Genomic DNA, 6,726 nt, shown 5'->3' on the forward strand with positions numbered 1-6,726 from the left:
TGGCGCGACCTGTTGCAGTAGGCGTTGATCCTGGTAACAGAGCGGCGGGAGCCGTGCGTGGCCAGCGGTGCCATGGTGCAGCCGCGCCATGTAGGCATGCTCGGCTATCTGATTCTCACCTGCCGCACCCTGGGGGAGGCCATGCAGGCCTACCAGCGCTACGAGACCCTGTTCTACGGTCGGGACATGGTGGAAGTGCTGGGGGCGGGAGAGCAGATCCAGGTGCGCTGGCCCGCGGAAGACTCTGTGGGGGAGTTGGCGGATACCGTGGCCATCGCCGCGCTGATCACCTTTCTGCGCCGGCTGGTGGATGATCCGCCATCTCCGACGTCGGTGTCCTTCGTGTTTCCATCGCCCCCGGATGAAGCCTGTCAGGCCTACGAGGCGTTCTTTGGTTGCCCGGTGCGGTTTGCCCAGTCCCACACCTGCGTCAGTTTTCCGATTCATTTCCTGGCCATGCCGTTGCCGCACAGCGATCCCAGCATGCGTAACCTGCTGGATCGCCAGGCCCGCGCCATGCTGCTGGCCCTGCCAGATTCCGACAGCTTTGACCGGGCCCTGCAGCAGGCCATGGTACGGTTGATGCCGGAAGCGGCGGTGACGCTGCCGCGGCTGGCGGCGGAGTTGCACATGTCGGTGCGTACCTTGCAACGGCGTCTCGCCGAGCGACAACTGACCTGGCGGGAACTGCTGGATCGCACCCGCGAACAGCTGGCCCGTCATTATCTGGCGGAACCCTCGCTGACCCTGGGTGACATCGCGCTGTTGTTGGGGTTTTCCGAACACAGTGCCTTCAGCCGTGCCTACCGGCGCTGGACCGGTACCTCCCCGGGCAAGGCCAGGAAAGCCCTGGCCCGTGCATACAAAAGCGACGTTGCTGTCTAATCCATGCGCATTAGTGTGCTTCCTTGATGAAAATGGAAAGCGTTGTAAAACAGGAGCTTGGTGCTTGATCCAGGGAAAGTGCTAGCCAAAATTCCCGAGGGGGTGAACATTCCTGTCATTGCTGCAAAATAGTGGCCTTGAGTACGTTGGCGCCACCCGGACGCCCCGGACCGACTTCTGCGGGGCAGGCCTGAATTCAGTAAAGGGACCTTATTCATGAAGACACGTATTACCGAATTGCTGGGCATCCAGTATCCGATTGTGCAGGGCGGCATGCAGAATGTGGGCTATGCCGAACTGGCGGCGGCGGTATCCAACGCCGGCGGCCTGGGCATTATTACCGCCCTGACCCAGCCCACCCCGGAAGACCTGGATCGGGAAATCAAACGCTGCAAGGAAATGACTGACAAGCCTTTCGGCGTCAACCTGACCATCCTGCCCACCATCAAACCGGTGCCCTACGAGGAATACGCCCGGGTGATTTGCGAAAACGGGGTCACCGTGGTGGAAACCGCCGGCCGCAACCCGGAGCCCTTCATGCCCCTGTTCGAAGGCGCCGGGGTGAAGGTGGTGCACAAGTGCACCTCCGTCCGGCACGCGCTGAAGGCAGAAAAGGTGGGTGTGGCGGCGGTCTCCGTGGACGGTTTCGAATGTGCCGGTCACCCGGGGGAAGACGACATCCCCAACCTGGTGTTGCTGCCGGCGGCGGCGAAAGTGATCAAGATTCCCATGCTGGCGTCCGGGGGTATTGGTACCGGTGCGCAAATGGCGGCCTGCCTGGCGCTGGGTGCGGACGGCATCAACATGGGTACCCGTTTCCTGGCTTCGAAAGAGTCGCCGGTGCATGAAAATATGAAGCGCGCCATTGCCGAAGCCTCCGAGCTGGATACCGCCCTGATCTTCCGCCCGCTAAAAAATACCGCCCGCGTTTTCAAGAATGCCGTGGCCACCCAGGTCAACGACATCGAGCGGGAAAAAGGCCAGGACATGAAGTTCGACTACATCATGGATCTGGTTGCCGGTGTGAAAGGCAAGGCAGCGCTGACCTCTGGTGAAATTGATGGCGGCATCTGGACCTCCGGTATTGTCCAGGGCCTGATCGACAGCTACCCGAGCTGTGCAGAAATCATTGACGACATCATCAGCGAGTGTGTGGGCACCATCAACCAACGCCTCGCGGGGTTTATCAACGACTGAATAATAATCCGGTTTAGTCTCGCTCTCCCGAGCCATAGCCAGGGTAACGCCCTGGCTTTTTTTTGCCGTTTTCCTGGCCTGGTCGAGTTCCTCGGTGGGGGATTTGACGGTAAGCTGACCACGCAAAAGGAGGGAGATCATGAAAGGATGCATACCGTTACTGCTGTTTGCTTGTACCGTGCTGTTGTCGGGGCAGGCCTGCGCAGAGATCTACACCTGGACCGATGCGCAGGGACGTGTTCATTTTGGTGACAAGCCCGCCGACAACGACCGGGCGCAAGCCGTCAACGTTCGTATCAATACTTTCGAGAGCGTGACCTACGACAGTCTCGGCAAGGGGGTGCCGGAGCCGGCAGCACGTGGCGACAAGGTGGTCATGTATGCCACTCAGTGGTGTGGGGTATGCAAGAAAGCCCGCCGTTACTTCAATGACAATAATATTCCCTTTACCGAATACGATATTGATAAGGACCCGAAAGCCCAGGCACGCTTTGACGCACTGGAAGGCAAGGGTGTGCCCGTCATTCTGGTGGGCAAGCGACGCATGAACGGTTTCAGCGCCGAAGGATTTGAAAGGATATATCGGTAATATTTCTCTCTCTAAGGAGCCTCTGAATAACTCCTTGCATTCTCAGTCTTTCAGGCTGGTTCGCAATCTAGGCGCAATGTTGAAGGTGTGTGTCCACCCATCGAGACATTGCAACAACGAGTGCGGGCCAGCCTGGAAGACCCGGAGGGCGGGGCCTGAAGGGCACATCTGCTGCGCCTTGCCTCTAGGAAAGGGAGCCACCCTGCCCGTCGCGACAAAACACAACAGCTGCACCCTTCAGGCCACGCTGAGTATGCAAGGAGTTATTCAGAGGCTCCCTAACACAAGGAAAAGTGATGTTTACGCTTTATGAATTTGCCTCGTCCGGCAACTGCTACAAGCTGCGGTTGGCCATGGCCCAGCTGGAAATATCCTTTCAGCGAATCGAAAAGGATATCACCCGCGGTGAAACCCGCACCGCGGAGTTTCTCGCCATCAACCCCAATGGTCGTATCCCTGTATTGGTGACGCCAGATAACAGGGTGCTACCCGAATCCAGTGCGGCGCTCTGGTATCTGGCCAGAGACAGTAAACTGATGCCCGAGGATCCGTTTCAGCAAGCTCAGGTGCTGCAATGGATGTTCTTTGAGCAGTATAACCATGAACCGAATATCGCCACGTCGCGCTACTGGATTCATGTGTTGGGAGAAAAGCAAAAGTACGCTGAAGCGCTGACGGAAAAACAGCAGAAAGGCCATGACGCCCTGGGTGTTATGGAAACCCATTTGTCAGACCGGGACTTCTTTGTCGGTGATGGTTACAGCATTGCCGATATTGCCCTGTATGCCTACACCCATGTGGCCGGGCAGGGTGGTTTTTCTCTGGATGATTATCCAGCGATTCGTGGTTGGTTGAAACGGGTTGAGCAGCAGCCGGGTTACGTGCCCATGGAGGCTTGAGAATTCATTGCACCGGATGACCGGGCGGTAGGGTGGATTAGGGCGAAGGCCGTAATCCACCATCTAACTGCGCCGTGGTTTGGAGGTGTCTGGCTGGTGGATTACGCCTTAGGCTAATCCACCCTACGTGATAGCGCTCTGGTAAAAGAGCTTATTGCGTCAGGTGGTGAAAGTGGTATTTCAGGTGATCATCAATAAAGCTGGCGATAAAGAAATAGGAATGGTCATAACCGGGCTGCATGCGCAGAGTGATCGGTACGCCGGCTTCCTCGCAGGCGGCGCTGAGTGCTTCCGGCTGTAGTTGACCATCCTGGTAGAAGTTGTCCGCATCGCCCTGGTCCACCATCAAGGCCAGGGAACTGCCATTGGCCTTTATCAGCTCACAGGCATCCCAGGCTTTCCAGCTTTCCTGATCATCGCCCAGGTAACCGTTGAGGGCTTTTTCCCCCCAGGGGCATGCCATTGGATGGCTGATCGGTGCGAAGGCGGAGATCGAGGTGTAGCGCCCCGGGTTTTTCAGCGCGCAGATCAGGGCGCCATGGCCACCCATGGAGTGGCCGCTGATGGCCTCGCGACCGTTGAGGGGAAAGTGGTCGCGCAGCAGCGCCGGCAACTCATAGGTCACGTAGTCGTACATGCGGTAGTGCTGGCTCCAGGGGGCGCGGGTGGCGTTCACATAGAAACCGGCGCCAGAGCCGAAATCATAGCTGTCGTGCTCACCGGGCAGATCGGTGCCGCGCGGACTGGTGTCCGGGCAGACCATGGCCAGGCCCAGCTCAGCGGCGGTGCGTTGAGCGCCGGCTTTCTGCATGAAGTTCTCATCGGTACAGGTCAGACCGGACAACCACCACAGTAGCGGCACGTCCTTTTCATCGGCCGCCGGCGGCAGATAAATGGCGAAGATCATCTCGCAGTTGAGAACCTGACTACGGTGCTTGTAGCGTTTCAGCCAGCCACCAAAGGATTTGGTGGCAGAAACCAGTTCGATATCAGACATGAATATTTCCTTTCTACGAAGCCGCTGTAGGAGCACCTCTCGAGGTGCGAATCTGCTTGCGAGAGGTCCTTGCCAGACCAGGTTCGCACCTCGAGAGGTGCTCCTACAGTCGGAATTCATTGCACCTTAAAAAAGAATCACTGAACGAATACTTTTTCCTTCGTGCAGCAGATCAAAGGCGGTGTTGATCTCGTCCAGGCCCATGGTGTGGGTGACGAATTCGTCGATCTTGATCTCGCCTTTCATGTAACGATCCACATAACCGGGCAGCTCGGTGCGGCCTTTCACGCCGCCGAAGGCGGACCCTTTCCAGACCCGGCCGGTAACCAGCTGAAACGGACGGGTGGAGATTTCCTCGCCAGCGCCGGCCACGCCGATGATGATGGATTCGCCCCAGCCCTTGTGGCAGCACTCCAGCGCCGAACGCATCACGTTCACGTTGCCAATGCACTCAAAGGAATAATCCACACCACCGTCGGTGAGCTCGACAATCACTTCCTGAATGGAGTTGTTGTAATCCTTGGGGTTGATGAAGTCGGTGGCGCCGAACTGCCGAGCCAGGGTTTCCTTGGCCGGGTTGGTATCGATGGCGATGATGCGTTCTGCCTTGGCCATCACCGCGCCCTGAATCACCGACAGACCGATGCCGCCGAGCCCGAATACGGCTACCGTGGAGCCTGGCTCTACCTTGGCGGTATTGAGCACCGCACCGATGCCGGTGGTGACGCCGCAGCCGAGCAGACAGATCTTGTCCAGCGGGGCTTCCTTGCTGACCTTGGCCAGGGCACTTGACGGACCCACGGGTTATTTGGACAAGGTTCAGGTCGCCATGTGGTGAGTCAGAAGTTTGCCTTTCAGGGACAAGCGGCTGGTGCTGTCCGGCATCAGGCCCTGGCCCTGGGTGGCGCGGACCGCCTGGCACAGGTTGGTTTTGCCGCTCAGGCAGAATTTGCACTGGCGGCACTCGGCGGTATAGAGCGGAATCACGTGGTCACCGGGTTTCAGGCTGGTCACACCTTCGCCCACTTCCTGCACGATACCAGCGCCTTCGTGGCCAAGAATGGACGGGAAGTTGCCTTCCGGGTCCTTGCCGGACAGGGTGTAGGCATCGGTGTGGCACACGCCGGTGGCGACGATCTGCACCAGCACTTCCCCGGCCTTGGGGCCGGCCACATCCACTTCTTCGATCTGTAGGGGTTTGCCTGCTTCCCAGGCGACGGCGGCACGGGATTTCATGGTGATTCCTTCTTGACGGGTAGATGAGCGTTAACGCGTTTTGCGATACAAGCATTGCGAATGATTGATTCACTATACGCAGACACGAATACCGCTATAAGGCACAATTCGGCAAGAGATTATTGTCAGGTAGCAACAATGCAGCACTGGGATCGTATTGAAGCCTTTGTGGAAGTGGTGCGCCGCGGTTCATTCGCCGATGCCGCCCGACACCTGGGAGTGTCCAGCTCCCACGTGAGCCGGCTGGTGTCACGATTGGAGACCCAGCTGGGTACCCAGTTGCTTTACCGCACCACGCGGCGCCTCAAACTCACCGATGCGGGGGCCGTTTACTTCGACCACTGTGGCCAGTTGTTCGATGGTTTCCAGGAGGCGTTGTCAGCCATCAGCGATTACCAGCAACGCCCCACCGGGGTGCTGAAGCTGACCTGCGCCACCACCTTTGGTGAGCGCTATATCGCGCCGCGGGTAAATGATTTCCTGGCCCGCCATCCGCAACTGTCGGTACAACTGGATTTCACCAACCGGCGGGTGGATATCATCGACGAGGGCTTTGATGTGGCCATCCGCACCGGGGCCCTGCCGGACTCGTCACTGATCGCCCGCAAGCTGTGCCCGCGTCGGGAATACATTGTCGGCTCTGCGGACTATTTCCAGCGCCATGCCCGCCCGCACACCCTGGGTGAGTTGAATCAGCACAACTGCCTGCTTGGTTCTGCGGACCAGTGGGCGGTGGATGTGGACGGCCAGCACCGGCAATGGAAAGTGCAGGGAAACTGGAAAGGCAATTCCGGCATGGCGCTGCTGGATGCAGCCCGCAAGGGCCTGGGGTTGGCGCAGCTACCGGATTATTACGTGGAAGACGATCTGCATCGGGGGCAGTTGATTTCTGTGCTGGATCAGTACGCCTGCACCCACACTGC

Annotated in this window: 6 protein-coding genes and 1 pseudogene; 5 read left to right on the top strand and 2 right to left on the bottom strand. The window is 58.5% G+C overall.

Annotated features, from left to right (window positions below):
- Nucleotides 1-57 precede the first annotated feature (57 nt).
- From ACFE0K_RS10955 to ACFE0K_RS10970, 4 genes are all read left to right on the top strand, one after another.
- Nucleotides 58-885 (top strand): helix-turn-helix domain-containing protein, encoded by an 828-nt coding sequence (locus ACFE0K_RS10955; RefSeq protein WP_434536102.1) that lies wholly within the window; start codon nt 58-60, stop codon nt 883-885.
- Between the two features lie 216 nt (nt 886-1,101).
- Nucleotides 1,102-2,082, top strand: a complete 981-nt coding sequence (locus ACFE0K_RS10960) for an NAD(P)H-dependent flavin oxidoreductase (protein WP_434536103.1) — start codon at nt 1,102-1,104, stop codon at nt 2,080-2,082.
- Between the two features lie 139 nt (nt 2,083-2,221).
- Complete coding sequence (locus ACFE0K_RS10965) at nt 2,222-2,671, top strand: glutaredoxin domain-containing protein (protein ID WP_434536104.1); 450 nt, start codon at nt 2,222-2,224, stop codon at nt 2,669-2,671.
- Nucleotides 2,672-2,967: 296 nt separating this feature from the next.
- The gene (locus tag ACFE0K_RS10970; RefSeq protein WP_434536105.1) at nt 2,968-3,570 is read left to right on the top strand and encodes a glutathione S-transferase family protein; all 603 of its coding nucleotides are present in this window, start codon (nt 2,968-2,970) and stop codon (nt 3,568-3,570) included.
- A 151-nt stretch (nt 3,571-3,721) separates the two neighbouring features.
- On the opposite strand, the gene fghA is transcribed toward ACFE0K_RS10970, so the two are convergent.
- Entirely contained in the window at nt 3,722-4,567 is an 846-nt protein-coding gene (gene fghA, locus ACFE0K_RS10975; protein ID WP_434536106.1) for an S-formylglutathione hydrolase, read from the bottom strand.
- Nucleotides 4,568-4,693: 126 nt separating this feature from the next.
- Nucleotides 4,694-5,803: pseudogene (locus ACFE0K_RS10980) on the bottom strand (S-(hydroxymethyl)glutathione dehydrogenase/class III alcohol dehydrogenase).
- A gap of 138 nt (nt 5,804-5,941) precedes the next feature.
- On the opposite strand from ACFE0K_RS10980, the gene ACFE0K_RS10985 reads away from it, so the two are divergent.
- A partial coding sequence (locus ACFE0K_RS10985; RefSeq protein ID WP_434536107.1) for a LysR substrate-binding domain-containing protein occupies nt 5,942-6,726 on the top strand: 785 nt, incomplete at its 3' end.

The organism is Alcanivorax sp., from assembly GCF_051117345.1.
Classification (GTDB): Bacteria; Pseudomonadota; Gammaproteobacteria; order Pseudomonadales; family Alcanivoracaceae; genus Alcanivorax.

Coding starts and splice junctions, on each gene's coding strand:
- ACFE0K_RS10970 (WP_434536105.1), top strand. CDS start 2,968: ATGTTTACGCTTTATGAATTTGCCTCGTCCGGCAACTGCTACAAGCTG.
- fghA (WP_434536106.1), bottom strand. CDS start 4,567: ATGTCTGATATCGAACTGGTTTCTGCCACCAAATCCTTTGGTGGCTGG.
- ACFE0K_RS10965 (WP_434536104.1), top strand. CDS start 2,222: ATGAAAGGATGCATACCGTTACTGCTGTTTGCTTGTACCGTGCTGTTG.
- ACFE0K_RS10960 (WP_434536103.1), top strand. CDS start 1,102: ATGAAGACACGTATTACCGAATTGCTGGGCATCCAGTATCCGATTGTG.